Raw genomic sequence first — 23975 nt, 5'->3', positions numbered from 1 at the left:
ATTAAACTATAATATGGCCTGTATTCTTGCGATAGAATCATTAACAAGTATTTACGGTTATTTGGCTTTTAATTCCGTGAAATATTTGTAAAAATACGGGATGGTTTCTATGCCTTTTAAATAATTCCAAACTCCAAAATGTTCGTTTGGTGAATGGATGGCGTCGCTATCTAGACCAAATCCCATTAAAATAGTTTTACTTTTTAGTTCTTTTTCAAAAAGAGAAACTATAGGAATACTTCCTCCACTGCGCTGAGGAATTGGAGTTTTGCCAAAGGTTTGTTTGTACGCTTTAGAGGCTGCTTTATAACCAATACTATCTATTGGTGTTACGTAACCTTGACCACCATGGTGAGGTGTAACTTTAACTTTTACAGCATCTGGGGCAATACTCTCAAAATGTGTTTTAAATAGCTGAGTAATTTCTTCCCAGTCTTGGTGTGGTACCAAGCGCATAGAAATTTTAGCGTAGGCTTTACTTGCAATTACGGTTTTGGCGCCTTCGCCAGTGTAGCCACCCCAAATGCCATTTACATCCAGCGTGGGTCTAATAGAGTTGCGTTCGTTGGTTGTATAGCCTTTTTCGCCATAAACATCGCTTATGTCTAAAGCCTTTTTGTAAGCATCTAAATTAAATGGGGCTTTGGCCATTTCAGCACGTTCTTCTTCAGATAGGTTTTCTACCTTGTTATAAAACCCAGGAATAGTAATGTGGTTGTTTTCATCATGAAGCGAGGCAATCATTTTAGATAAGATGTTAATAGGATTTGCTACCGCACCCCCATATAGTCCTGAATGTAAATCGCGGTTAGGGCCTGTTACCTCTACTTCAACATAACTTAACCCTCGTAATCCTGTTGTTATAGAGGGTACGTCCTTGGCAATCATGCCAGTGTCGGAAATAAGGATTACATCATTTTGTAACTTTTCTTTGTTGTTTTTTACAAAAGTTGCCAAATTAGCACTACCAACTTCCTCTTCGCCTTCAATCATAAACTTCACATTACATGGCAGCTGATGGGTAGAGGTCATAAATTCTAACGCTTTTACGTGCATATACATTTGTCCTTTATCATCGCATGCACCGCGAGCAAAAATAGCACCTTCGGGATGCAATTCGGTTTTTTCAATAATTGGTTCAAATGGGGCAGAATTCCAAAGTTCTAAAGGATCAGGCGGTTGTACATCGTAATGGCCGTAAACCAAAACGGTTGGAAGGTTTTTGTCAATTATTTTTTCACCGTAAACAATAGGGTAGCCGTCTGTTTTACAAATTTCAACAGCATCACATCCTGCGTTTTCAAGGCTAACTTTAATAATTTCGGCTGTTTTTAGTACGTCGTTCTTAAATGCAGAATCGGCACTAATAGATGGTATTTTGAGTAATTCTATAAGCTCGTTTACAAATCGTTCTTTATTATTTTCTATATAAGAGGTAATAGTATTCATGCGATATATTTATGGTTGTATTCAAAAGTATAAAAAAGAATGTTTTTTGGTGCTATAAAGTTTGCAATTTAAAAATGTTGATTATATTTGCAGTCCTTTTGCGGGCGTGGTGGAATTGGTAGACACGCTAGACTTAGGATTTAACCTAATTATTAGTGTTAAAATTATGAAATGCGGGTGTGGTGGAATTGGTAGACACGTTAGACTTAGGATCTAATGCCGCAAGGTGTGGGGGTTCGAGTCCCTTCACCCGCACTAAAAGCCGAAGATTTCTCTTCGGCTTTTTTATTTCAAAAACACACTGAAAAAAGACACGGGTACAACATAGGTACAACATTTTGTTATTTTTTGTGGCTCAATTTAGAATGATGAGATTTAATATCAAAACCAATTATTTTATTCAGTAGTTAATTTTTTTGCGTGTTAGTGATTTGAATAAAAATAGATGATCTTTAATCTCATAACGTGAAGTAAACTGGGGTCAAGACCAATAGTTGTGTTGATGCAAAAATTTTAGTCAATCTAAAGAGAAAGAATTCTACGTTTCTGACACCTCTAAATTGGCTTCTAAAGGCTTTTATTTTGGCATTGAAGGATTCCCGCCGAGGCATTGGTGCTTCGATTTATGAAGTAATTTAGAATTGACCTGTAGTTTATGGTTATTGTACTTGCTATAGTATTGAATGCCTTGTATCCAGTTTGTTCTACGTCCTTATACCAATGTGCCAATTTAGTATATGCTATTTGTATAGAAGTTGCCGTATTGAATATGTTTCTCAGTCCTTGCGTATTCTATGATTCGACCAAATAAATTTTTGTTAAAATTTAAGCCACAAACTTTAAAGTATCTACATATGGTGTTTGCCTTTGTATAACCGCAAAGATGCGGACAATCAATTTATTTCTAATAATGTTTAGTGTGCCCATTTTACTTTTTCCATTCTCGATACGTTTATGATAGTACATTCTCATTTCAGGGTTATGTTGTATGGCACTTACTGCACACATATGAATCAGGGACTTAATCTTCTTATTAGCAAGCGGTGACACCCTGTTTCTGCCTTTTATACTTGTACCTGATTGGTAAGCAAACGGTGCGATACCACAGTATGAGGCAAACTTACGAGAGTTATCAAACTTTGTGAAGTTCTCTGTAACTATAAGCATTGTAGTAGCCATTTGTCTACCAACTCCCTTGATGGATAGCATTAACTCCATATTAACCTTGAGGGCCATTTGACTGTTGATAAGCTCCTCCATTTGCTGCTCAATAGCCTTTATCTGTTTAGTTAGGTAATGTATTGTTCTTTGCTGTGTCTCAAAAATAAATTTAAAATCCTTAGACTTATAAATACTTTTTTGCTCCTTTAAGGTGCTTTTATGAGCTGCACGTTGTTTGACCAGTTTTGATCTTAGAGTCATTAGGGATTTAAGTGCCTCTACTGATTTAGAACATACCGTGATAGGGATGATTTCCTCCCTTAAACGGTAACCGTATAAGGCAATTCGTTTAGCATCTATTCTATCGTCTTTTCCTCTAACAATACCCATGGAACGCTTGATATCGAGTGCGGGAGCAACATAATAATGGCAATTCATTTCCTGAAGAATAATTGTGAGTATATGGGAGTACATTCCTGTATGCCCATAAACAAAAAGCACCTCAGATATATCTTTTAAATCACGCTTAACCCAGCTCAAAAACCTTTTAACACCTTTGCTTGTGTTTGTAAATTCCGTGCTCTTTTGAGATAGGTGGACACAAACATCAATCGTGTTTTTACTAATATCAATACTAATTACTTCCTTAAAATTCATAACTTTAGATTTAGAAATTAAAAAATGCTACTTAAACTAAGACCTTTAATAAGGACTATCTGAAATTCTATATAGTTCTAAGTAGTATAAAAAAAGGACCGAGACTAATACGCAAGACAGCTCTTGATCGCTAGCTAGGGATATAAGTTCACTCTGTCCTTTTTAAATTTAATTATATTTTATTTATTGATGCTAATCTAAGGGCAAGGTTATAGGCTTTTTTAATATCGGGGTATTGTTCAAAAAGTATTTTGGATCTTAAGTATTGGCTTTGCGTCCAATTATTGGGAGCTTTGTAGAGTAGGTATCTACTTCGAGCCAAGAGTTGTTTTCTTGTATCGCCATTGTCAAAGGTTGCTGGTTTATGTTCTGTTTGTTTTTAGTTAGTTTAATCTGATCATTTTCTTGACCTATAGCTTCCCAACGATGTTTTATTCGAATATCTTGCAAGGCCTCTAAAGCTAGTTTTTGGACATGAAAACGATCTGTAACCTGTATGGCTCTGGGAAAACATTTTTTAGCAATCATTTTCATGGAATTAGCCATGTCAATAGTAATCTCCTTGACTTTATCTCTAAGAGGTTTTGGTATTTTAAGGAGCTGTTCTATGATAGATTCCACCTTGGTGCCTTCCAATATAGCTACTATGGCCCCTTTCTTTCCTTTAGCTTTTTTATTGGTGATTATGGTATAGAGTTCTCCTTTGGAGAGTGCTGTCTCATCAATGGACAAATGCCTGCCCATGTTTTCAGGAAAGACAAGCCATTGTTTGGCGTGGGGTTTTTGTTTCCAATTTTTAAACTCGCTAAGATAGTCCCTGTATTGTCTGCTGAGTTTTTTGCCATCAACGTTATAAAACTCACCTATGGTATGGCAGTCATTGGGCTTAGTACTGACCAAGTGCTTTTAAAAAAGCAGCGAACTCGCTGGTCATTAGAGTTCCCTGTGCTACTAGATTCCAATCTCTTTGAACAACTTGCCAAGTTGTTTTATCAAGCCATCTACGGCGCTTTTCTTCTTTAGGACTATCTTTTTTCTCCTCAAAATATAGGTGAACAGCATCTTGCTCTATAGAATGGTTAGGAATATCAAAATGGGAAACCACTAATTCTGGTAATAGTAATTTCAGTAGGTCTAAAGATAATTCCAGTGCTTAATTTTTTTGCAAATATCAAACTATACTTTCAATTCGCACGCAACTTTTGAGATTGATCCTTCATTATGTTGTTTTCCTTAATTAGGGTAACAAGGTTCATGTCCAGAAAATAGTTAACCAAATAACTACCTATGGCTACTTTGGCTCCCACATAAAAGAATATGCCTAACACCCTTGCTTGAGTTTTTTGTTTTTGAAAGCCTCAATGTAGATTCCAGTTAATTCCTTACTAATCATTTTTGGTAATTTAGAAAACAAAAAAATAAGTGCTGTAAACGTAATGAATATTGCTAAGCCCAAAAATGGCTTCTGTACTGCGGCGGCTTCTGAACTCAGATATATTTCTTTTGCAGAAGTATCCAATATTGCAATTTCATCTTTATTTTTTATGACATCACTCAAAATAAACAACGGACCAATGTTAGGTGCAATGGCTGTTCCCAATGAATTAAATGCTTGTGAAAGGTTTAAGCGACTTGAAGCCCTATCTTATGATCCTAATACGGCTACAAAAGGATTGGCGGCAACTTGCAAAACGGTCATGCCTGCTGCCAAAATGAAATATGCCAAAATAAAAATACCAAAAACACGGTATGAAGCTGCAGGGTAAAACAACAAACAGCCTATTGCCATTGTCAATAATCCCAAAACAATTCCTTTTTTATAGCCTATTTTTGAAAGATACTGGGACAGGTAATAAAAAATAAGCGCCAAAAAAGGCAAATTGAACCAGGCCTGCTTGGAAATAAGTCAAAGTGAACAATTCACGTAACCTAGGGATTAAATAATCTACAAGAACAGTAATAAATCCCCATAAAAAAATAAAGCAGTTAATAAGATGAACGAAGAACGATATGATTTTTGATTAGTCATGTTTTATATTTTTTGGGTAAATTATTTAGTGATAGTACCTTACTTAATTTGGTTTTTATTGTTCTCAAAAAGCTATTTTATCTGGCGTGAAAACTAAAAATCGGGTTAAATCAACAAATAATTTTTCATTTTAACATAGGAAATCAAAAAAGTGCTATTTTTTGAAAATTAAGCATAAGTATTTAATATTCTTTCCAGATACTTTTACCATCATACATTTTTTAACAAATTCTTAAACAGATATTAGCTTTCATAGCAATCAAATTATGATTTTGTTTTAGAGTAGACTATGTTATACAGTAAAAAATAATCAAATAAACACTAACTAAAAAAACAAAATTCATGAAAGAAATTCTATTTAGAATCTTAAAACATGATGTTGATAGTTATTGTAGATGTATGGCTACAGCATTCATGTTTTTTGCCTTTCTTGTGAATATAAATGCACAAGAGAAGATTGTCACAGGAATTGTTACAGAGCCTTCTGATTTGCCTTTGCCGGGTACAACAGTAGTTGAAAAAGGTACCTCAAATGGAGAGCAAACAGATTTTGATGGCGCATATTCCATAGATGTTGATAATTCATCTGTTTTAGTTTTTAGTTATGTGGTGTATGTATCAAAAGAGCTTGTAGTTTCTGGTCAAACAACAATTAATGTACAACTTGAGAAAGATATCCAACAATTGAATGAAGTTGTCATCGTAGGATACAGAACTCAAACCAAACGAGAAAATAGTGTTGCCATTTTAACAATAAAATCTAATCAAATCAGGGAAATATCTGCTCCAATTTTTGAGCAAGCATTACAAGGAATCGTTTCAGGGCTTCAAATTAAAACGTCTGGAGGTGCTCCAGATACTGCAAGCAGAATCCAAATTAGGGGGATAAACTCCATTACGGCCATTACAGAGTCACTGGTTTTGATTGATTGTATTCCAGTGTTAACAGGAGCTTTTAACACCACCATTAATTCTCAGGATATTGAAAGCCTTACGGTTTTGAAAGACGCTTCAGTAACCGCTATTTATGGTTCAAGATGTGTCAGTGGTGTTGTCCTTATCACTACAAAATCTTGTAAATCGGGTAAATCAACTTTTGGTTTTAATATTGAACCTGGTATAAACTCACCCATCAATATGGTCGAGTTGGCAAATAGTCCCCAATGGAGAGGTGTGATTAAGCAAGCCCTAACTAATGATGGATTACCTAATCCTAAGCCTTTGGGCCCGCTTTTGTTTGATTTAAGGCAATTGAGCCGTTTTGAGTCATTGAATATTTACCAAAATACCAATAATGATTGGGTTAACCAAATGATCAACACATCCATGTATCAACAATATTTTTTTACGGCTTCTCAAGGCGGAGAAAAACCCAGCTATTATGTTTTTGGTCAATATAGGGGGCAAGAAAGTAATTGCCTAGGGGGAAATTTCCAACGTTATGAAAAAGTTCAAGACCCCGCTTTTAAAAATGATTATGTAGATGATTATAATGTGTGATGTTTTAAATTTGATAAACTAGTGTCTAACTATACGGCATTTCGTTCTCCAGAATTCCATTTGATGAGAGCAATCATTTTGTTAAATTCAGATAATGCCAAAACAAGAACCAATCTTAATATTTTAAGACAAAGAGCAGGTCTGTTACCGTTAACAGGAACGATTACCCAACAGCACATTGATAATGAGTATATGAAAGAATTGTCTTTTGAATGAAAACGTTTGATGTTCTTGATTGCACATAAAAGAAATATTCCAGCGGTAGATAGAGATAGGGGAGATATTCCTTATAACGATATGTCCATTGTTTGGAAATCACCACAGCAGGAAATTGAACGAAACACAAACATTAATGATTAAATAGCGATAAATTGAGTTTGTAAAAAACGCTATGAATTCTTGGAGCTTTTTTATAATAATCAGCTCTACAGCAACATGCTGTTTTTACAAAAACAATTTTTAATAATACTTTTGAAGTTTAAATTTAGTACAATGAATAAAACTCTAGCACTCCTCATTATAGTATTTTCATTTGCCAATTGTAAAGAAAAAACAAAGTTTTTCGAAACAGTAACACAATATGAAAATAAAACCAATATCATTTATATTCTTGCTGATGATTTGGGGTATGCAGACATTGGTTGTTATGGGCAAAAAGATATAAAAACACCGCATATTGATAGTATGGCAAAAGAAGGTATGAAGTTTACAGACCATTATGCGGGATCTGCAGTTTGTGGTCCTTCACGTGCCTCTTTGTTAACAGGGATGGATACTGGGCATTCTTATATTAGAGGGAATGATCCCATACCAGAAACGTTTCCTTTGCGTCCCGAAGATGTAACCGTTGCCGAAATGTTGAAAAAATCAGGATACTATACGGGAATTATTGGCAAATGGGGATTAGGAGATCCAGAAACCACAGGAACACCCAACAAACAAGGTTTTGATTATTTCTATGGGTACTTAAACCATATAAGGGCTCATAATTCTTATCCGGATTATCTATGGAGAAATAATGAAAAAGTTATGTTGCCAAATGAAATAATCATGGCAGAAAAAGGGTATGCCAAAGGTTTGGGGTCAGTTTCTACAAACAAAGCATTGTATTCCAATGATTTATTTACAGAGGAAGCCCTAGGTTTTATTGAAACGAATGCAAACAGCGATAAACCATTTTTTTTATACTTGGCTTATACCATTCCGCATGCTAACAACGAGTTTTGGTTGTTAGAAGAAAACAAACACGGCATGGAAGTACCAGATGTCGAGAAATACAAAAACGAAAACTGGCCCGAAGTTGAAAAAGCTAAAGCATCTGCAATTACTAGATTGGACAATTATGTGGGCGAAGTTTTAAAAATGATAAAATCTAAAGGTATTGAAGAAAACACCTTAGTCATTTTTGCCAGTGATAACGGGCCGCATGCCGAAGGCGAAGTTGATCCAGAATTTTTTGACAGCAATAAACCTTTCAAGGGTTTAAAACGAGATCTTTATGAAGGCGGTGTACGCGTGCCTTTTATTGCTTGGTGGCCAAAGACCATTAAACCAAGTACTACTTCAAAACATGTCTCAGCCTTTTGGGATTTTATGCCAACGTGTGCAGATATTGCAGGTATAAAATTGGATTGTCCTACCAATGGTATTTCCTATTTGCCAACCCTTTTATCACAAACAGAAAAACAGAAAAACCATGATTTTTTATATTGGGAGTTTCCAGCACAAGGAAACAAACAAGCTGTTAGAAAAGGAAATTGGAAATTGGTATATCTTCATAAAGCCGATACTTACGAATTGTATGACTTAAACAACGAAATAGAGGAACAAACCAATGTAATAAAAGAACATCCAAAAGTTTTTGAAGACCTAAAAAACATCATGATAAATGGACGAACGCCTTCAAAAGAATTTCCTTTAAATTAAAATAGAAACTAAAAGTGTAAATAAAAATGAAAAAACTTGTATTGATAATTTGTTTGGTATTTCAGGGTTTTATGGGGTTTTCCCAAATAAAAAATGATAATACCCTTCCAGATGGTACTGCTTTGGAAACATGGAAAGATAACACCAAATATGAAAAAATATATTATGTAGATACCAATAACCCCAAAGCTTCAGATGATAGTCCAGGAACTTTTGAATTACCATTTAAAACCATTGGCAAAGCAGCGGAAGTTGTAAAACCAAAGCAAAAAGTAATAGTTAAAGAAGGTATTTATAGAGAGAAAGTAACACCACGTTTTGGGGGAGAAAGTGATGAAGCCATGATTAGTTATGAAGCTGCGCCAAACGAAAAAGTAATTATTACAGGTGCAGAAAAATTAATTACAAATTGGAGCCAGCCAGACATTGATTTGTTTAAAAAGAGTTTAATAAAAAGTGAAACGCTTAAAAAACGTGTGTGGTCTGCAAAAATACCGTTTTCCTATTTTGAAAAAGGGAATCCATTTGCAAGAATCAATCTAACTTCTTGGATGTTTTCTCATTTAGCAAAATCCCAGCGAAATGCTTTTAACCTGGATGGGATGGGGCAATATTTCGCTTTAAAAAGAGGCTTGATGTTTATTGAAGGTAACAGAATAACACAAGTGCCCAATTACAAAGATTTGGCAGAATCTGAAGAAGACACCGTGTTTTGGGTAGAAGATGATGGCTTGACCATACATTTAAAAACAGCAGAAGGCATCAATCCAAATGCTTTGGATATAGAAATAACAACTAGAGAACAGTGTTTTGCTCCAGAAGAAGTCGGTACTGGATTCATAAAAATAAAAGGTTTCACCTTTGAAAAAGGAGGAAATCCATTTCCTATTGACCAAAAAGGATTGCTGTCCACCAATGCAGGCCATCATTGGATTATTGAAAACAATACGGTACAGTGGGCCAATGGCATTGGGGTAGATATAGGTATAGGACATTGGACAAAGGCAAAGCCAGAGATTTCAGGGTACCATATAGTTAGAAACAATACCTTTTTGGACAATGGAATTTGTGGTTTGGCGGGTAATGCCATTTATTATACCATAATAGAAAACAATTATTTAGAAAGGAATGCATTTTATCCCGTTGAAAAATATTTTGAAAATGCAGCCATTAAAACACATCACAACATAAATACCATCATTAGAAACAATAAGATAATTGATACCAAATTTGGTTCGGGTATTTGGATGGATTACGGGAATGTAAACTCACGCTGTACCAATAATTTCATTCAAAATACCAATTCCATGTTCGGTGCTATTTTTATGGAAGGCTCTGTAAAACGAAACTTGGTAGATAATAATTTTGTTGTTGAAAGTACTAGTAGTGGTATTTATCAACACGATTGTGATAGTTTGCTTGTTGTAAATAATCTGGTGGTTAATGCCCGAAAAAGTGGCATACGGATGAGTTATCATCCAGAAAGAAGAATGTTTGGCAAATTGGCGCAAATGAAAAATAACGTGATTGCTAGCAATATTATCATCGCGTCGGATACTATTTTCAGTATGAAAGATACGGACAATATCATTGATTATAATTATGTGTCAAAAAAACATAATGCGATGTTTGAGCATCCAGACGAAATCAACCCAAATTGGAATAAACACATCCAAATTGTAGAGATGGATTTAAAAATAGTACCGCATCAGAACACTCAGAATCCCAAACGAATTGAAATAACATTCCCAAACCGGAAATTTGAGAAAAACATCTATCAATTAAATCAGGTTCCAGGGCCGAAAGGCATATTCAGGAAAAAGGATAATACTTTGTCAATTCCTATTAACCAAGGTTTGGAGATACGTTGATAGTTGCTATCTAACTGCAAAATCTTAAATAGATATATGCTTAGTTTTAAAAAAGAGCAGGGTTGTGATAACAACCTTGTTTTTTTTGTTCTTAAAGGAAAATAGCGTCCAAACATTTTTTTTAAATCAAAAAAGTCTTGGTTTTTGAATAATTAACAGTAGTCTTTAGCAGCTTTAGTTGGTACATTTGTGTTCATCCATTGAATGGATTTAGTTGTAAAGTATAAGAATATTGTATTCTTGAAAAGGATTAAAAATGTTTAGTTTAGTTTAGTTTGAAAAGAGCAGGGATACCTATTTGATTTCCTTGTTCTTTTTGTTTTGTAAGAGATTATATGTGCTAAAATTACTTTTCTCTTTTAGTTTCCATCAAAGAAGTGTTATTTTTTGATGCAAAAGCAGTAGCTTAATTATCATGACGCCAGTATTTTTGTATCTATCTTGAAAACTATATTTTCATAATGCAGAGTCAAATGTGTTTTTAATCAGCAGTATTCCAGTAAATATTCGCAGATAATCTTTTTATTCTGAAAATACATGAAATTTAAAGACCAACTTAGTGAATAGCTTCTAGCTAAAAAAATTAGTCGATTATTCAGTTAATACTTTGGTAGATTTGAATACCATGGATTAAAAAAAAGCAGGGCTGACAGCAAATATAGATATGGAATTGTGTGTATTAAAACTATAGAAAATATTCATAATCCAATCTCAAAAACTTTAATCTTTTGAATCATACACGGGCTTGTAAAATGTTAAATTAAATTATGAAAAATTTTTTTTTTAGTTTTGATTGTATAAATTTCTACAACTATTCGGTTGTTCTTATTTCCTTTTTATTGTTTATTTTAACTCTAGCATTAGCTAGCTGTGGTAAAAGTTCGAACACCGATAAATCTTCTGAAACAAAAAACAATACTATCAATTTTAGTGAGATTAAAAGTGGTGAACCTATAAGAGTTGGGCCAAAGGGATGCAGTTCTTCTTTCAGTTATTATAATACAACTCCTGAAAACCCTGAAGGCAGCAAAATAGCTTATGTTACATTTAATTCTATTCCTAAAAACGATAGAAACGAAAAAGTTAATGGAGGGTTGTGGATATGCAATACAAATCTTTCTAGCCACAAAAAAATAACAAATATAAGTAACGTAGAAGTGCATAATGGTTCTAAATTTCAGTGGGTTGACAATGAAACCATAGCTTATCAGGATGATAGCATCAGAATGGTAAATTTAAATGGAAAACATTTAATTCCTGCTTTTAAAGGCCATTTAGGCCACCATGCTTACAATAAAAACATACTATTTTCAACAAATTCAAAACAAACGGGACTTAGTACAATTTATCAAAAAGATAAAGTGGGCAATGAAAAAGAAATCGCAGATGTTGAAGACTTTAAAGGTTTGGTTGATTATTTCGATTCAAGCAACTTTAAATCCTTAAAAAAATGGAGTATTTCACACTTGCAATATGCCCCCAATGGACAGAAGATAGCTTTTCGCCTCAATGTGGGACCGAAAACAGAAACTTATAAACACTTGGTAATATTTGATTTAAAAACTAGAAAAACCACCTTCTTTGGCCCGAAGCCTATGCATTTTTCTTGGTATGATAATAAGAGTATTATGGGGCATGACAATCAAATAGCGGATGGAAAAACAAACGACAATACGTTGCGAAGATGGGATTTGCGAACCAATTATTTGGAAACTTTAGGAGGTTCTGGCAATCATCTTGGTGCTTCAAATGATAGAGAATATTTCGCATCAGAATCTTGGTACGGTAATGACCCCGTGATACTTAAGCTTTATCGTCATGGGGATACAACAGCCTTTTGGCAACATGTGGTTTCAAATGATAAATACACTACATGGAATTTAGCTTTTCATACCAATCCATCATTTTCCAGAGATGGAAAAAGATTGTATTTTAATAAATGTGTAGGTTCTGGTGTAGTTAAAACCTTTATGGTTTTGATTCCAGATGATTAAGAAAAGCAATCTTCTAAACAAGTCATAACCTTGCTAATGATTTTTGATTAGAAAAAGTCAAGATGGGTTAAATAAAAATCAAATAATCATGAGACACTTTTCCTTTTTAATTTTTTTGATACTTGGCAATATAAATATCCATGCCACAGATTATTACTTCCATCCCAAAACGGGGTCAAATTCCAATACTGGTTTAACTGAAGTAGATGCATTCAAAACCTTAGACGCCCTTCAAAACATCAAGTTGAAAGCTGGTGACAGGATTTTGCTTGCTTCAGAAGTTGTTCATTTTGGTTCTATTAAAATTGTTGATACTGATGGAACAAAAGAAAAACCTATTAAAATCCTATCTCATTCATGGTTAGGTCAAGCTATGAAGACGGAAAAAGCTATCATAGATTTTAAAGGGATGGACACCGGAATACTTATTGAAAACTCAAGTAATGTAAGCATTGAGAATTTGGCTATTACAGGGAACGGACATGGTCAGGAATTGAATAGCAATGCCATGTCCTGCGGAATTTTGATCACATCCTCAAAGACTGGAGAAATGAACCATATAGCGGTTAAAGACTTATTTATATATGACATTTTCAATAAAAACCAAGGCTTTGTCAGAGGAGCTGAAGAGGTTAGAACCGCAAACGGCACCCAAGCCTATGGCTGGGGCATACGGGTAAAAAGCCTTTGTGAAAAGGGTTTCGTTGCAAAAATAAAAATTGAAAACACAAAAGTTCAAAATGTAGGTCATACAGGGGTTAAACTTACCGGAAAGAACGGGAACATTCACGATGTGGAGATTTTGAATAACCACGTGCTATTTACCGGAGGGCCTGGTATTCAAATGTCCTCAGTGAAAGACGTGCACGTAGAAGGCAATGTGGTCAAACATTCCGGAAGTAACGACGACTCGAGAAAATGGGGTCGTGGAAGCGGTTTATGGACTTGGGGCTCCTCAAACGTACTTATCGAACGGAACAAATTTCTTTTTGCCAATGGCCCTGGGGATTCCACAGGAGCCCATATTGATTATAACTGCGAAAACATTGTCATTCAATACAATTTAAGTGCTTATAATGCCGGAGGGTTTTGTGAAATACTGGGCAACAATTATAACTGTATCTATAGGTTTAATGTAAGCGTAAATGATGGCTGGAGGGTAAAGGATGAAAACGGTGCTTTTCAGGAAGGTAAAATTTTCTGGTTAAGTGGTTACCAAGGAAACCACCGTGTAGAAAAGGGGCCGGTAAATACTTATTTTTATAACAATACCATTTATACAGATGGCAGCTATACACCAAAAATTGCAATTGAAAAAACTAGCAATGGCATTTTAATTGCCAATAACATTTTTGCGGTCAATGGCAAAACCAAACTTGTTGAGGAAGACCAATATGGTTCAGAAAAAGTAAAAGATCAGATTGTAAAGAATGTTTTTTTTAGTAATAATATTTTCATTTCCCATGACAGCTGGCCAGAGGATATCTATCCCAGCGACACCAACCCCATTTACGGCGATCCGAAGTTTTTAAACCCTAATGGGTTAAGTTTGGAAAGTTATATTCCAAATAACATAGAGCTGGTTTCTAAGGGTATATTCATACAGAAAATGCAGAACGACAGCAACAGCATAGGTGCAAAAAATAATCATACCATGTTTTATGACATTCTGGATCAGGAAATCAAAAATTTAAAGTTTATAGGAGCTATTAAACCATAGATTATGATGATAAGGATAAATATTATACAAGAATTCTCTTTTTTATTCTATCTCAGCAAATTAAGATGCTTCTTGATTTCCAATCCAATTTAAGCTTATTCACTGAGGTGTTGTCATAATTATCACTATTTTCAAGAAAGTATACTTGAATAATCAAGATAATGCTATTTATTGACAGAATATGATAATTGTTAAAGTGTTATTAATTGTAGATTTGATTCCGCTACTGCTTTAATTTCTTTTTTAAAGCGGTTGTGCATCAGATAAATAGATGTGTAATAACCGTAGAAAGTGTAAAATTAGCCAATAACCAATGAAAATAGACTTAATAAGATGTTTCTTTATGTAAAATTTGTAGTTAAAGAAACAGACTGATTATGGATTATAAATGTTTGAAAACACTATGCAATTGCATTTTTAAAACAAAAAGCACTCTTTGCGTTTATGGAATCAATTAAAAAAAAACCACTAAAACTATTATTAACCAATTTTTTAAAATTAAAATTATGTATTTTATTCGACTCTTAAAATTTAAGATTAATAAGTACCCCTTGTTTTTCTTGTCTGCATTTTTGCTTTTAACAACTCATTTTACATCACACGCTCAGCAGGGTGAAATTGTCATAAGTGGAGAAGTTATTTCTGCTGTAGATGGGCTTCCTTTACCTGGGGTTTCAGTTGTTGATGTTAATAATCCTACTGTAGGTGCGGTTACTGATTTTGACGGCACTTATCAAATTAAGCTAGGTAGTGGCTCTAAGGCTTTACGCTATTCCTATGTGGGTTATGTTACACAAGAAATTCTTATCAACAATAAGTCAACCATTAATGTAAGCATGAGTGAAGATATTGCTACACTTAATGAGGTTGTGGTAGTTGGTTATGGTGAAAAGAAGAAAATTACCCAAACAGGTGCTGTGGAAACAGTAAGGTTTTCAGATGTTGTAAACCAACCTGTTACCAATAGTGGCCAATTAATGTATGGTAAGTTTTCTGGTGTTCAAATCACGCAAGCATCAGGATTGCCAGGGGCAGATGCCTCTTCAGTTACCATTCGTGGCGTTGGTTCATTTGGCGGAGCTACACCATTAATTGTAATTGACAATATCCAGTATGATGGTTTAGCAGCATTCAATAATTTGGCGCCTTCTGATATTGAAAGTGTTTCGGTTTTAAAAGATGCTTCTGCTAGTGCTATTTACGGTGCTAGAGCTGCCAATGGTGTTATCATCGTAACCACAAAAAAAGGAAAAAGTGGTTCATTGCAGATTGATTATAGCGGCTTTACCGGTTTTCAAAGCGTAACGGTAACACCAGAGTATTTAGATGCTGCAAATTATGCACGTTTAAAAAACGAGGCAGATATTAATACAAACGGTCTTAATGCCCCATTGCGATATAGCGAGGCAAATATTCAGGCTATTTTAGATGGTTCGCAACCAGATAGATATGCCAACACCAAGTGGTCTGATGAGATTTTAAGATCTGCTCCCATCCATAACCATTATTTGTCATTTTCTGGCGGCACAGATAAAACTACGTTCAGGGCGTCTATTGGCTATTTGGATCAAGAAGCTGTTGTAAAAGGCAAATTTGAATCCAAACGATATAATTTCAGTTTGAACTTGAACTCTAAAATTAAAGATTGGTTAACGCTATCTAGTGTTACCAATGCATATTGGAGGCAATTTAGGGGGCCAGCTGGAGGCGCAAATGCAATTAACGGGAACAACGGCATTATAACCCAGTTTCAAAGATCTGCACCAACCATACCAGCTTATTATTCAAATGGCGAGTTTGGTATCGTAGATGGTTCTTATGAAAATGTGAACTTTAGTTATCCTATTGAAAATGCGCTATTTAGAGGAGTTAGAGGGAACTATGAAGATGATGAGATTAATATTGCAGAACGTCTTGGACTAAAATTTGATATTACCAAAGACTTGTCTTTTGAGACCAGTGGCAGTGTCAATTTGAATTTCAACAATATTTCTAACTTTTCGCCTTCTTATAGCGTTTTTGATTATGTGGGTGAGTTGGTCAATGATTTTCCTAACAATTCCTTGACCAATACCTCGTCATTCAATTATAGATTGATAAATGAGAATATTTTGCGCTATGCCAAAACATTTAATGGTAACCACAGTATTTCGGTTTTATTGGGTCATTCAGTAATTTATAACAAAAACGATGGTTTTACCGGACGTCTTGAAGGTTTTCCATCAAACGGTGTTGAGGAGTTTGATGGTGGCGGGGTTGTAAATCCTGAAGTCACAGGTGGGGCGTCTGACTTTTCATTGCAATCTTTCTTTACAAGTGTGAATTATACATATAAAGATAAATACATCTTTGATTTTAGTGTAAGAAAAGATGGTTCATCAAGGTTTGGTCCAAACAATAGATATGCTGATTTTCCTTCAGGTGCGGTGGCTTGGCGTATTAGTGAGGAAAATTTTCTCCAAAATGTCAACTGGCTCTCTGAATTGAAATTCAAGGCGAGTTATGGTGTCACTGGAAATGATGATATCGGTAATTATATCTTTCAGCAAAATTATAACTCCAACATTGATTACTTGCTTGGTAACGATATAATTGTTGGGGGTGTTGCACTTACTGGTTTGGCTAATCCTACAATTCAATGGGAAAGTATAGAGCAACTTGATCTTGGTGTAGATATTGGACTATTTAAAAATAGACTTAATATTACCTCACATTATTTTAAAAGGGACAGTAAGGATATTCTCTATACCAGATATCCCATACCAAATACAATTGGTGTAACCAATTTGGCAGCACAAAATGCGGCTAGTATGACCAATAGCGGTTTGGAGTTTTCATTGAACTATAGAGGGGCCATCAATGATTTTAAATATGACATTGGCGGTAGTTTTACCAAATTTGATGATAATGAGGTTACCAGTTTAGGTAATAGGGGGTTGGAAACCATAGATGGACAATCCATCATAAGGGTTGGCGAGCCTTTTAGAGCCTATTTTGGTTATCAGGCATTAGGTGTATTTCAAACTCCAGAGGAAGTGGCCGAAGCACCAAGGCAATTTGGAAACAATAGGACAGCTCCTGGTGATTTGCGTTATGCCGATTTGTCTGGGCCTGACGGAACGCCTGATGGTGTGGTTGATGCCTTTGATAGGACTGTAATAGGGAACCCTTATCCTGAGCTTATTTATAATATGGTGGCCAATGCCAGTTACAAAGGGATCGATATCAATGTGGTATTTGAAGGTGTTAGCGGTCTGGATAGGATATTAAATGGCAATGGGCAGATACCTTTTGCATTTGATAGAAACAACTCACTATCTTATTGGATTGATAGATGGACACCAGAAAACCCTTCCACAACCTTACCACGTGTAGGGGGTCAAAATAATGAGATTGTATCCAGTTTTTACGTTCAGGATGCTTCTTATTTGAGATTGAGGAATTTAGAGATTGGTTACACAGTCCCAACACTAGTAACCCAAAAATTTGGTATTGATAAACTTAGGGTGTTTTTCTCAGGTCAAAATCTATTAACATTTACTAAGATGGAAAATTTTGATCCAGAAAGACGTACTTCAACAGATTCAGATCAAAACACACCGCTTTATAAAGTTTACAGTTTAGGGTTTAACATTAAATTATAATACTATGAAAAAGATAATATTTTTACTTATTGCGATAGCTTTTACAGGCTGCTCAGATGATTTTTTAGACCGAGACTCTTTGACTGCCATCTCTGAATCAAATTTTTGGAAAACAGAGAAAGATGCCCAATTGGGTCTGAATGGGATTTACGATGTATTACAAGATCCCATTATGTATGGTGGCAGTTTGAATGGGCTTCATGGAACCGCTGTTTTTGATGTCTTTAGTGATAATTCCTATAATTTCTACAAAGGAAATGGACCAGGTTTTTACATGGAAGGTAATATAGATCCCAATCATTTTTATTTCAATTTTTATTGGACGGCTTGCTATAGGGGGATTGGAAGGGCCAATGTAGCTCTAGAGAATATTGAAGCCATGCCAGAATCAGTGATTTCTCAAGATAAAAAAGATGAATATCTAGCGCAGGCTCTGTTTTTAAGATCCTTGTTTTACACAAAAATAGCTATATATTTTCAGAATGCACCTTTGGTTTTAAATGTGCAGACTTTAGATGAGGCCTACGTGCCAAAAAACTCCTATGAAGAAATCAAAGATCAAATCATAGCAGATTTAATAAAAGCTGCAAGTGCGTTGCCGGTTAGATACCCCGAGAACCAGTATGGTTATGCCACAAAGGGGGCGGCATTGGGTCTATTGGCCAGATTTTATATGTATAATAAAGAATATCAAAAAGCATTGGATGCTACTACTGAGATCTTGGGATTGGGCTATTCATTAAACCCAAGTTATGCGCAGTTGTTCACAGAACAAGGTGAATTTTCAAATGAAATCATATTTTCTGTGCGTTTTGTTGAAGGTGTTTCTGATAATACAGAGAATTTTTCTGCAACTTTTTCGGGTATTCCAAAAGTTGACGACCAACCCATGCCAAATTTAGTAGATGATTATTATAATATTGATGGGCTTCCAATTTCAGTATCTCCCCTGTTCAATCCTGCCAAAGAGCAGGAAAATAGAGATCCCCGTTTAAATGCCAGCGTTTATTTTAAAGGTGATATTTTTTTAGTAGATATTAATAGGCCTTTTAGAGGGAATACTGCAACTACGTATGCCAGAAAGAAATATATAAGAAATGCAAATTATCCAAATGGCACTAGGGCATCACGGCCTGGTGGTCAGGATTTTATAGTGATGAGATATGCTGAAGTATTATTGATGCGGGCCGAAGCACTTGTAGAGCTTAACCAGTTAAGTGAGGTGTCTGCCCTTGTTAATCAAGTTAGGGCAAGAGTGAACATGCCTACTGTTGAAAGTGTGGAAGGAACAGGTTTGTCACAAGATGAGTTAAGGGATATTGTAAGGCATGAGAGAAGGGTGGAATTGGCTATGGAAGGCTTACGCTTTTTTGACTTAAAACGTTGGGGAGAAGTAGAACAAGCGTATCAGAGATTAATTGCCGATAATGTACCTGGCTACAACCCATCATATAGGGGCGTGAAGTCAGAAACTTTTCCAATCCCACAAAATGAGATTGACGCAAACAACAACCTAACTCAAAATACTGGATGGGAGTAATTATAGTACTACATCATTAAAATAAAAAACTGGTAATAAAATCAATTTTATTACCAGTTTTTTTGTTTAAAAATGGGATATTTATTAGAACCTATAACTACTGCCTGTTTCAAAGTTTGGCACAATGTAAATCATTACCTCAAAAAAGTGCCGTTTTTTGAATAATAAGAAGAAGTCTTGATGATGATTTTGCATTACATTTGAAATCAGTCCTGCCAATTAATTTCAAACTAAAGGTAATGGTTCAACAAATTTATTTTTTAACAGTTAATTAATGGCAATTATATCAGATTCACAAATGGACAAGAAAAATATATCAAGAAGAGACGTTTTAAAATTAGCAGGAACAGCGGGATTAGGGGTGTTGTTGATGCCAAGTTTAGTTGCTTGTTTTCCCGAAAATATAAAAGTTAAACAGCTGACAGATGGACCGAATCAGCATTGGTTTGGCTACTATGATAAATTTCAAATAGATGCTACAGGAAAGTATGCTTTAGCAAATGAAGTACAGCCCAATATGTTTCGTTCGCCTACTTTGGAAGATTCATTATCCTTGGGGCTTATAGATTTGGAAAATAATAACAAATGGAAAACCATAGGAACTTCTAACGCATGGGGATGGCAACAAGCTTGCATGCTGCAATGGGTGCCAGGAACCAAAAACAAGGTTGTTTGGAACACAAGGGAAAACGGCGAATTGGTAAGCATTTTATACGATATTGAAACCGAAGAAAAAAAGATACTGCCAAAGCCTATATATACCTTAGGCCAAAAAGGCAAGTTTGGCCTAGGAATTGATTTTGAACGGTTACAATATTATCGGCCAGGTTACGGATATGCTACCGATGGAAAAAAGGAATTCAAAACCAAAGCGCCCAAAGATAGTGGCATCTATAAAATAGATTTAGAAACGGGTGAGTCCGAATTGATTCTTTCTTATGCAGAGGTCGCAAAATTTGACAGACCATCAGGGTCTGTTGCTGATAATTTTCATTGGATCAATCATTTGTTAATAAGTCCTTCAGGAACTAGGCTTATTTTTTTAAACCGTTCTAGGCCCTATTATACCATAGAAGAATATCAAAAAGCCAATAAAGGAAAGTTAATAGGGGACAGTAAATACGTAACCCGTGCCATGACTGTAAATTTAGATGGTTCAGATTTATATGCCCTTAACGATTCGGGCAAATTCTCCCATTTTATTTGGAATGGCGATGATAAAATTTGTGCATGGGCGCAACCAGAGGATAGAGAGGATATGTTCTTTTGTCTTTTCAATGACAAATCAAAAAACTATAAAATTGTAGGAGAGCATACCATGACACAAAATGGCCATAATACCTATGTGCCAAACACGAATTATGAATGGATTCTCAATGATACATATCCTTATCAAAGTAAAGAACGGAAACAGGAATTATATTTATTCCATGTGCCAACAGGTAAAAAAGTAACACTAGGAAGTTTTTATGAACCTGAAGCATTTAAAGGAGAGTTTAGGTGCGATTTGCACCCACGTTGCAATCAGCAAGGCACCAAAGTGTACTTTGATTCAACACACAACGGAAACAAAAGGCAGATTTACGAAATTGATATAGAATCTATTATATCTGAAATTTAATTAATATTTTAATAATGAATAACTATATGAATAAATATGTTGTTTTTTTAATTCTTATTTTGTGCTTTTCTTGCAAAGAATCAGTAGAAAAAAAAAATAAAAGTGATGTTGAAGAACAAGGTGTTTCTAATCAGAAGCCCAATGTATTATTTATTGTTGCTGACGATATGGGTTGGGGAGATGTTGGTTATCATGGTAGCCACATAAGAACTCCGGTAATTGATTCATTGGCAAGTTCTGGATTAAAACTAGATCAACATTACGTAACACCACAATGTACCCCAACCAGAGTTGCATTCATGACGGGGTATTACCCAAGTCGTTTAGGAGACCATGCAACTAAGGCATATAATGGAAAAGTATTTCCAGAAGGCACTACAACACTTGCCGACATTTTAAAACAACAAGGCTACGAAACAGGTATTTCAGGGAAGTGGCATTTAGGGTCTGAGTTTAAGTGGGGGCCATTAAAACACGGATTTGATAAAGCCTATGGACTTCTAAATGGTGCTTGTACACAGTTTGAACATGAGTACAAACTGCCAAATACAAAAACATGGTACAGACAAGATGCCTTTGTAGATGAAGAAGGCCATTCTACCGATTTAATTACCAATGAAGTTTTAAAGTGGATGGATGCTGCAAAGAAACCTTGGTTTTATTACGTGCCTTATACTGCCGTGCATACTCCAATTCAGGTGAAAGAGGAATGGATGGCGACCTATCTCGATAGTATTTTTTATGAAGACCCAGTAAAAAATGAAAGCTACCAACGCTATGCAGCATTTACAAGTCACTTGGACCATAGTATTGGTAAACTTGTGGATAAAGTAAAAGAAATAGGGCAATTGGATAATACAATTATTGTATTTGTATCAGATAATGGTAGTTATGAATCTTGGAGCAATTTAAGTTGGAGGGGGACAAAATATTTTGCGGGCGATGTTCCCGACTCTCCTGTATTAGGAAGCAATTTACCTTATAAAGGTTATAAAAAAGAGGTTTATGAAGGTGGGATGCTTACTCCAGCGTTTGTAATATGGAATGGAAAGATAAAGAAAGGTGTAGCTAAGGGTATTTATCACGCCGTAGATTGGGTACCCACTTTAGCTCATATTTCAGGATATGTGCCTGGTAAAGATATGGGGTGGGATGGTAAAAATATACTTCCTGAACTATTTGGAGAGAAGAATAAAGCAGAAAGCGAACGTACTTTATATTGGAAATATCCCAATAAATATGCCCTTCGGCATGGGGATTATAAACTTATTCAATTAGGTGATAAACAAGAGCTTTATAATTTAAAACAGGATCCTTACGAAACAAAAAATTTAATTTCAACTGAAAAAGATAAAAGTGATTATTTAAACGCGCTTTTAAAACAAGAAATTGAACAGGATAGCATTAAGAGAAAAACATTCTTTCAATATGATCCTGAAATAAAATACAACAACCTGGGACTTAATTAGACTGAAATGAACAGAAGGGATTTTATTGGCAGAACAAGTGCGGGAATATTAGGCGTAGTAGCTATGCAAGGCTGTTGGTCTTTTTCAAATATTCATTTTTCTGAAGAAAGTAATCCTTATGAATTTAAAATTTACAGACCAGGAAAAACATTAGGAAACGTTTATAAAGTGACCCCTGATGATGGCTTTTATAGCAATACGTATTACACAGTAAATCCATGGAGCCCATCGGGTCGTTACTTGGCGCTTACAAAATTTCCTTACCAAGATAAAGTAACGGTGTTAGGAGATGTAGCTGAGGTTTGTATTATTGATTTAAAAAAACAAACCATAAAAACTGTGTATAAAACAAAAGTTTGGGGTTACCAAATGGGGGCTTATGTCACTTGGGGAGAAACCGATAAATACCTTTATACCAATGATGTTTTAAATGAGGAACATGCCGTAGGGATTCAAATAGATCTTGAAACAGGAAAAACCATTGGTTTTGATGGGCCTATGTATGATATCAATGCTTCCAAAGAAACGGTCATAGGCCCTTATTTGGAGTATATGAATATTACCCAATACTCTTACGGTACGCCAGCCAAAGATGGTAAAAAAGAAAATATTCTTTGGCCACCACAGCAAGTTTCAAACACAGACGGTATTTGGAAAAGTTCAATGAATGGAACTAAAGAAATCGTTTTAAGCACTTCAAAAGCATCAGCCGTTCTCAGCGACCGTGACTATTTTAAAGGAGGTTATTTTTATTTCTTTTCATCCAGATATAATGCCGATTGTACAAAAATCATGTCAGTACTTCGCTGTACATTTCCAGAAGAGTCACGTATCAATCTTGGTAAAGAAAAGCGAAATGCGTCTTTGGTTACATGTGATGCAGATGGTAATAATGTAAAAGAAGCTGTTTCAAAAGACGTTTGGGGAAATGGCCATCATCCCAGTTGGCATCCAGATGGGGAACACATCATTATGAATTTAGCGCCAAATCCCGAAAAGCCAAAAGATTTAAGGTTTTGTAAATTTAAACCAGATGGCTCTGAAATGAAAACACTTGCACCTTCCATAAAGGGCAGCGGTCATCCTACCATGAGGAATGACAATCGTTTTTTAATAAGTGATGCCTATCCTTTTGAAAAAATGGCATTGGAAAACGGAGAGGTACCTATTCGTTTAATCGACACTGTTCAAGATAAAGAATATACCGTTTGTACCATTTTTACTGATTTAGGTCAAGCTTATAAAATGAGCAGATATTGGGGGGCAAGCAAGTTAGATGCACATCCTGTATGGAGTGGAGACTATAATAAAGTTTGTTTCAACGGAGCGCCAGATGGTAATCGACAAGTTTTTATTGCAGATTTAACCAACTTCTTTTCTAAATTTTAAATTCT

19 protein-coding genes and 1 tRNA gene are annotated in these 23975 nt (G+C 35.2%); 14 read left to right on the top strand and 6 right to left on the bottom strand.

Annotated features, from left to right (window positions below; all coding sequences use genetic code 11):
- Positions 1–57: 57 nt before the first annotated feature.
- Positions 58–1449 carry a dipeptidase gene (locus CLV33_RS02295; RefSeq protein ID WP_105472542.1) on the bottom strand — a complete coding sequence of 464 codons (1392 nt, stop codon included), beginning with the start codon at positions 1447–1449 and terminating at the stop codon, positions 58–60.
- A gap of 173 nt (positions 1450–1622) precedes the next feature.
- Here CLV33_RS02295 and CLV33_RS02290 point away from each other — a divergent pair.
- A tRNA-Leu gene (locus CLV33_RS02290) sits at positions 1623–1704 on the top strand.
- Positions 1705–2016: 312 nt separating this feature from the next.
- Here CLV33_RS02290 and CLV33_RS17635 read toward each other — a convergent pair.
- From CLV33_RS17635 to CLV33_RS02270, 5 genes are all read right to left on the bottom strand, one after another.
- Complete coding sequence (locus tag CLV33_RS17635; RefSeq protein ID WP_244906368.1) at positions 2017–2178, bottom strand: transposase; 162 nt, start codon at positions 2176–2178, stop codon at positions 2017–2019.
- A gap of 96 nt (positions 2179–2274) precedes the next feature.
- Complete coding sequence (locus tag CLV33_RS02280) at positions 2275–3267, bottom strand: IS110 family RNA-guided transposase (protein WP_105472541.1); 993 nt, start codon at positions 3265–3267, stop codon at positions 2275–2277.
- A gap of 172 nt (positions 3268–3439) precedes the next feature.
- Complete coding sequence (locus tag CLV33_RS17630; protein WP_244906367.1) at positions 3440–3589, bottom strand: transposase; 150 nt, start codon at positions 3587–3589, stop codon at positions 3440–3442.
- Positions 3526–4167 (bottom strand): ISAon1 family transposase, encoded by a 642-nt coding sequence (locus CLV33_RS02275; RefSeq protein ID WP_449546267.1) that lies wholly within the window; start codon positions 4165–4167, stop codon positions 3526–3528. The genes CLV33_RS17630 and CLV33_RS02275 overlap by 64 nt, the downstream gene beginning before the upstream one ends.
- The gene (locus CLV33_RS02270) at positions 4154–4372 is read right to left on the bottom strand and encodes a hypothetical protein (RefSeq protein ID WP_244906365.1); all 219 of its coding nucleotides are present in this window, start codon (positions 4370–4372) and stop codon (positions 4154–4156) included. The genes CLV33_RS02275 and CLV33_RS02270 overlap by 14 nt, the downstream gene beginning before the upstream one ends.
- A gap of 331 nt (positions 4373–4703) precedes the next feature.
- On the opposite strand from CLV33_RS02270, the gene CLV33_RS17795 reads away from it, so the two are divergent.
- The 13 genes from CLV33_RS17795 (at position 4704) to CLV33_RS02215 (ending at position 23970) form a co-directional block, all read left to right on the top strand.
- On the top strand, positions 4704–5033 hold the full coding sequence (locus tag CLV33_RS17795) for a hypothetical protein (protein ID WP_170063963.1): 330 nt from the start codon (positions 4704–4706) through the stop codon (positions 5031–5033).
- 605 nt (positions 5034–5638) lie between these two features.
- On the top strand, positions 5639–6796 hold the full coding sequence (locus CLV33_RS02260) for a TonB-dependent receptor plug domain-containing protein (RefSeq protein WP_105472539.1): 1158 nt from the start codon (positions 5639–5641) through the stop codon (positions 6794–6796).
- Between the two features lie 63 nt (positions 6797–6859).
- Positions 6860–7012, top strand: a complete 153-nt coding sequence (locus CLV33_RS17470; protein WP_170063962.1) for a hypothetical protein — start codon at positions 6860–6862, stop codon at positions 7010–7012.
- A 15-nt stretch (positions 7013–7027) separates the two neighbouring features.
- Positions 7028–7156, top strand: a complete 129-nt coding sequence (locus tag CLV33_RS17765; RefSeq protein ID WP_262497060.1) for a hypothetical protein — start codon at positions 7028–7030, stop codon at positions 7154–7156.
- Positions 7157–7288: 132 nt separating this feature from the next.
- Complete coding sequence (locus tag CLV33_RS02255) at positions 7289–8722, top strand: arylsulfatase (RefSeq protein WP_170063961.1); 1434 nt, start codon at positions 7289–7291, stop codon at positions 8720–8722.
- Between the two features lie 26 nt (positions 8723–8748).
- Positions 8749–10593: a right-handed parallel beta-helix repeat-containing protein gene (locus CLV33_RS02250; protein ID WP_105472537.1), complete on the top strand. Its 1845-nt coding sequence runs from the start codon at positions 8749–8751 to the stop codon at positions 10591–10593.
- Positions 10594–11360: 767 nt separating this feature from the next.
- Positions 11361–12587, top strand: coding sequence for a WD40 repeat domain-containing protein (locus CLV33_RS02245; RefSeq protein ID WP_105472536.1), 1227 nt, complete (start codon positions 11361–11363; stop codon positions 12585–12587).
- An 88-nt stretch (positions 12588–12675) separates the two neighbouring features.
- Positions 12676–14307: a right-handed parallel beta-helix repeat-containing protein gene (locus tag CLV33_RS02240; RefSeq protein ID WP_105472535.1), complete on the top strand. Its 1632-nt coding sequence runs from the start codon at positions 12676–12678 to the stop codon at positions 14305–14307.
- Between the two features lie 506 nt (positions 14308–14813).
- Positions 14814–17951 carry a SusC/RagA family TonB-linked outer membrane protein gene (locus CLV33_RS02235; protein WP_105472534.1) on the top strand — a complete coding sequence of 1046 codons (3138 nt, stop codon included), beginning with the start codon at positions 14814–14816 and terminating at the stop codon, positions 17949–17951.
- Between the two features lie 4 nt (positions 17952–17955).
- Positions 17956–19491, top strand: coding sequence for a RagB/SusD family nutrient uptake outer membrane protein (locus tag CLV33_RS02230; protein ID WP_105472533.1), 1536 nt, complete (start codon positions 17956–17958; stop codon positions 19489–19491).
- Between the two features lie 274 nt (positions 19492–19765).
- Positions 19766–21112 (top strand): hypothetical protein, encoded by a 1347-nt coding sequence (locus tag CLV33_RS02225; protein ID WP_105472532.1) that lies wholly within the window; start codon positions 19766–19768, stop codon positions 21110–21112.
- Between the two features lie 26 nt (positions 21113–21138).
- Positions 21139–22581 (top strand): sulfatase family protein, encoded by a 1443-nt coding sequence (locus CLV33_RS02220; protein WP_170063959.1) that lies wholly within the window; start codon positions 21139–21141, stop codon positions 22579–22581.
- 6 nt (positions 22582–22587) lie between these two features.
- Positions 22588–23970 carry a hypothetical protein gene (locus tag CLV33_RS02215; protein WP_105472530.1) on the top strand — a complete coding sequence of 461 codons (1383 nt, stop codon included), beginning with the start codon at positions 22588–22590 and terminating at the stop codon, positions 23968–23970.
- The last annotated feature ends 5 nt before the right edge of the window (positions 23971–23975 follow it).

This window comes from Jejuia pallidilutea, assembly GCF_002973595.1.
Taxonomy (GTDB): domain Bacteria; phylum Bacteroidota; class Bacteroidia; order Flavobacteriales; family Flavobacteriaceae; genus Jejuia; species Jejuia pallidilutea.
The sequence above is the reverse complement of the archived record's forward strand: the minus strand, read 5'-3'. Positions and strand labels throughout refer to the sequence as shown.

What these genes read in the sequence shown, in the direction of transcription:
- CLV33_RS02255 (WP_170063961.1), top strand. Translation starts at nt 7,289, where the DNA reads ATGAATAAAACTCTAGCACTCCTCATTATAGTATTTTCATTTGCCAAT.
- CLV33_RS02245 (WP_105472536.1), top strand. Translation starts at nt 11,361, where the DNA reads ATGAAAAATTTTTTTTTTAGTTTTGATTGTATAAATTTCTACAACTAT.
- CLV33_RS02295 (WP_105472542.1), bottom strand. Translation starts at nt 1,449, where the DNA reads ATGAATACTATTACCTCTTATATAGAAAATAATAAAGAACGATTTGTA.
- CLV33_RS02235 (WP_105472534.1), top strand. Translation starts at nt 14,814, where the DNA reads ATGTATTTTATTCGACTCTTAAAATTTAAGATTAATAAGTACCCCTTG.
- CLV33_RS02280 (WP_105472541.1), bottom strand. Translation starts at nt 3,267, where the DNA reads ATGAATTTTAAGGAAGTAATTAGTATTGATATTAGTAAAAACACGATT.
- CLV33_RS02250 (WP_105472537.1), top strand. Translation starts at nt 8,749, where the DNA reads ATGAAAAAACTTGTATTGATAATTTGTTTGGTATTTCAGGGTTTTATG.
- CLV33_RS17470 (WP_170063962.1), top strand. Translation starts at nt 6,860, where the DNA reads ATGAGAGCAATCATTTTGTTAAATTCAGATAATGCCAAAACAAGAACC.
- CLV33_RS02220 (WP_170063959.1), top strand. Translation starts at nt 21,139, where the DNA reads ATGAATAAATATGTTGTTTTTTTAATTCTTATTTTGTGCTTTTCTTGC.
- CLV33_RS02215 (WP_105472530.1), top strand. Translation starts at nt 22,588, where the DNA reads ATGAACAGAAGGGATTTTATTGGCAGAACAAGTGCGGGAATATTAGGC.
- CLV33_RS02225 (WP_105472532.1), top strand. Translation starts at nt 19,766, where the DNA reads ATGGCAATTATATCAGATTCACAAATGGACAAGAAAAATATATCAAGA.
- CLV33_RS17795 (WP_170063963.1), top strand. Translation starts at nt 4,704, where the DNA reads ATGAATATTGCTAAGCCCAAAAATGGCTTCTGTACTGCGGCGGCTTCT.
- CLV33_RS02230 (WP_105472533.1), top strand. Translation starts at nt 17,956, where the DNA reads ATGAAAAAGATAATATTTTTACTTATTGCGATAGCTTTTACAGGCTGC.
- CLV33_RS02240 (WP_105472535.1), top strand. Translation starts at nt 12,676, where the DNA reads ATGAGACACTTTTCCTTTTTAATTTTTTTGATACTTGGCAATATAAAT.
- CLV33_RS02260 (WP_105472539.1), top strand. Translation starts at nt 5,639, where the DNA reads ATGAAAGAAATTCTATTTAGAATCTTAAAACATGATGTTGATAGTTAT.